This is a genomic window from Limosilactobacillus mucosae, assembly GCF_046939755.1.
Lineage (GTDB): Bacteria > Bacillota > Bacilli > Lactobacillales > Lactobacillaceae > Limosilactobacillus > Limosilactobacillus mucosae_A.
On the sequence record NZ_JBKZAY010000052.1, the window covers coordinates 1 to 3,539 of the forward strand.

Consider the following 3,539-nt stretch of genomic DNA (forward strand, 5'->3'; position numbering starts at 1 on the left):
AGATACTCAATATCGGGGTGTCTGCCCACAAGCCATCGACTTTAGCCGATGGTGGTTGACAATGATTGGTGCACGAATAAAAAGGGGGATGCTTATGACGAAGCAGGATTTTTTGTTTTCCTATCTGCAGGCCGGTGAAACTTCAATCAGTAATCTTTTGCTTCATCATTATCGAGAAATCGGGATGACCAGTGGTGAGCTGCTGGTCTATCTGGAATTGAAGTCATATATCGACCGGGGTATTGAAAATCCCAGCATCACCTGGATTGCGGAAAATCTGCAGACTGATGAGCGGACCGTCTATGAACAGATTCATCAGATGACTGAGCATCAATTGCTGGTGCAGCGAATGAAGCGCGATGCTGAGGGAAAAGAAACGGCCTACTATGACTTTTCGCCACTGATTAGTCGTTTGGTTGGTCGTGAGGGACAGCTTCAGTCACAGCAAAAAAACGTCAAGCAAACCTCGGCTCGTGAAAAACTTTTTGCCGAGATCGAAAGCGAGTTTGGCCGCCCGTTGACGCCGATGGAGATAACCTATGTCAATGACTGGCTGGACAAAGATCATTATGATATTGAAATGATTCGGCTGGCCTTAAAAGAAGCAGTGGTGAACGGTTCGCTGCGGTTCCGCTATATGGATTCAATCTTAATGAATTGGCGCAAGAACAACCTTAAGACGCCGCAAGAAGTCGAGCAGGATAAGCAGCGCTATCAGAGTCGTTTGGCGCAAGGGGGCGGACAACTGGGCAACCGGCCGATCCCGAACATCCCAATCCTTAAGCTCCCTGATGATTAAGCAGGCTTAACTGAATGCTTGGTGATATCTGCTGACTGAACACGGGGATAAACTATCTGATCAAAGCTTAACGAGTGTTTGCTCTAATCCTTAAGTTTTGGTCAAGATGGCGTTTTCAAATTGAATTCAAGGTATAATTAAGAGGTAAATAATTAGAAAGGCGGTTTGCTAAGGATGAACAAACCAATCAAAATGCTGGCGAAATTGATGCTGGCAGTAACGCTTGCTGGTGCGGCAGCAATGGCGGCTCCGGCGGTCGTATCTGCTGACGCTGCCACCGAGCAGTCAAGCTCATCATCTTCTACGGCTACGCACACCTTAAGTAACTCCTATGTGGTTTATGGTGCCGGCGCGCCTCAAAGCGTTTATGATCAGCTGAACTCAGTGATGGGCGTGGATTCGTTTTTTAAGAAATTAACGGCCACGGCCAGCGACTACGCCAAATACATCGGCAACGGCACAACGACCGATGCAGCCATGATCAGTTCCGTGGCGATCGCACCAACCGATCCAGGCAGCGGGGTTAAGGTCAACATTAAAAAATACAACGGGCAAAGCAACATCACTGAGGTTACGGCCCAGCAGTACGCGATGGTTGCCCAGATGGCAGGGGTAACCGATATTACGATCGTGGTCACTGCGAATCGCGCCGTGTCAGGTGAATCAGCTTTAACAGGGGTCTATAAGGCCTTTGAAGAAGATGGCCACCAGTTGAATAGTCAAAACACGGCCGCGGCCAACTCGGTTCTGGATGCTACTCAAGATGCAATTGATGCCAATAAGAACGACTCATCTTATCCAGGAAAGCTGATGGCGGCAGTTGGCGATACCTCTAAGCAGATTGCTCAGCAAAAACAGAGCAGCGGCGAGCTGGCAACCAAGGCAGATATTCAGGAAATGCTGAATAAGGCGCTGGAAAAACGCGGAATTGCTGATCAAACGACAACTACTCAACAAGAAAAGATTGCTGGTGCACTGGTCAATTTCCAAAACTCGCCGATTTCTTCCAGTAAGACTTATATCAATAATGTAAGCAATACCATTAATAACGTTAAGAACTCAACCGGTAACTTGATGAACAAGGCGAAGAACTGGGCTAACAGTGAAGCCGGCAAGGAGACGGTTAAGCAGGCCCAAAGCTGGCTTACCAGGTTTATTAATTGGATTAAGAGTTGGTTCTAAACTTAATTTAATTAAGTAAACCGTTCGTGAAACTTTCATGAACGGTTTTTTTACTGAAAAAAAGCATTTTTCCGGAAGAATTTATGCAAAAATGTTAGAATATTTTTTATTGTGATTTGAAATAATTTACGGGTAGGATTTTATGATGAATAAACAAAAAAATATCATTAAAGGAATGCTATGGGCAGGAACGGCCTCAATCAGCTGGGGTGTTTCCGGCACGGTTCTGCAACTGATTTCGCAGAATCTGGCTATCCCGGCACACTGGATGCTTTCAATGCGCACATCAGCAGCCGGAGCAATCTTATTGATTATCAGTGCTATTTTATATCGCGGCAAAATCTTTAATGTTTTTAAGTCTTGGCCGTCCGTAATCTCGCTGTTTAGTTATGCGGTTTTTGGTTTGATGGCTAATCTCTATACTTTCTATTACTCAGTACAGACGGGGAATGCATCCATGGCGACCATTCTGCAGTATCTGTCACCATTGTTTATCGTGTTTGGCGGCTGGCTGTTCCAGCATAGCCGGCCGCTGAAAAGTGATCTTTTATCGTTTGTGATTGCCATGGCCGGTGTTTTTCTCTGTTTGACCAAGGGTAACTTTGGTCATTTGGCGATTCCACTGAATTCATTTTTATGGGGGCTGGGTTCTGGTATAACGGCGGCTTTTTACGTTGTTTTACCGCAAAAGGCCGCCGAAGAAAATTCGCCGCTGGTTGTGTTGGGTTGGGGGACCGCGATTGCTGGGGTCTTGTTTAACCTGTACCAGCCATTTTGGGTTAACCCGCCACATATTACTGGAACGTTGGTCGCATCCGTTTCAACAGTGGTCTTATTTGGGACGATTATTCCATTTGGGATGCTGATGCACGCGACTAAGTTTGCCCCTTCAGACGTGGTCAGCATTATGGACGCGTTACAGCCAATCGTGACGGCAATCTTGAGTGTGATTTTCTTTAAGGAATGGATGAACTGGATCGAAATCTTGGGTATTGTGCTCGTGATTCTGGCCATCTACGTTCTGCAAAACGGTCGTCGAAAGGGTCATCTTGAAACTTTCGACTAACGAGTTCGCGAAGCATTATGAATAATTAAAATCGGCATCTGGCGTTTTAAGCGGAATGCCGATTTTTTTGTTTGCCAAACCTGGTTTTGAGATAGATGATAGCGAGCTATCTGACGGTTCTTGATTATTAAGATGTGATGCTCAGACTGGATTGGCAAAGTAAATCAATCGCGTCAACAGCGGTTTAGACGTGACGATCATCTTAAGGGCGTGTCAACAATCATACACACTGATATTTCCCTACGATACGCTGTTTTTTAAGAAAAGCAGGTAATGAGTTTTCGCAGGGACTATTATGCAGAAATTTCTGAATGACAGTCGCGACCAACGTTTTGATATCTAATAAACTGGTACCAACTTTGACGGTCACTTTTGAGCTGCTTGCTGCCTGATGTTCTTGATAGGGTAAGCAGCAATGTCCTGGTAATTTAATAAAGACAGACAGAAAAACGATCGGTTCCGTTCTGAACGGAATCGATCGTCTTCTTTTTT

General features: G+C 45.4%; 4 protein-coding genes. 3 read left to right on the plus strand and 1 reads right to left on the minus strand.

The features are described from left to right. The first annotated feature begins 94 nt into the window (after positions 1-94). The 3 genes from ACLUWI_RS09925 (at position 95) to ACLUWI_RS09935 (ending at position 3,047) form a co-directional block, all read left to right on the plus strand. On the plus strand, positions 95-799 hold the full coding sequence (locus ACLUWI_RS09925; RefSeq protein ID WP_412147192.1) for a DnaD domain protein: 705 nt from the start codon (positions 95-97) through the stop codon (positions 797-799). Positions 800-973: 174 nt separating this feature from the next. Beyond that, positions 974-1,981, plus strand: a complete 1,008-nt coding sequence (locus ACLUWI_RS09930) for a DUF1002 domain-containing protein (protein WP_412147193.1) — start codon at positions 974-976, stop codon at positions 1,979-1,981. Positions 1,982-2,126: 145 nt separating this feature from the next. Beyond that, on the plus strand, positions 2,127-3,047 hold the full coding sequence (locus ACLUWI_RS09935) for a DMT family transporter (protein ID WP_412147195.1): 921 nt from the start codon (positions 2,127-2,129) through the stop codon (positions 3,045-3,047). A 220-nt stretch (positions 3,048-3,267) separates the two neighbouring features. Here the strand turns inward: ACLUWI_RS09935 and ACLUWI_RS09940 are convergent. Further along, on the minus strand, positions 3,268-3,539 hold a 272-nt coding region (locus ACLUWI_RS09940; RefSeq protein ID WP_412147194.1), incomplete at its 5' end, for a hypothetical protein.

Coding starts and splice junctions, on each gene's coding strand:
- ACLUWI_RS09930 (WP_412147193.1), top strand. CDS start 974: ATGAACAAACCAATCAAAATGCTGGCGAAATTGATGCTGGCAGTAACG.
- ACLUWI_RS09925 (WP_412147192.1), top strand. CDS start 95: ATGACGAAGCAGGATTTTTTGTTTTCCTATCTGCAGGCCGGTGAAACT.
- ACLUWI_RS09935 (WP_412147195.1), top strand. CDS start 2,127: ATGAATAAACAAAAAAATATCATTAAAGGAATGCTATGGGCAGGAACG.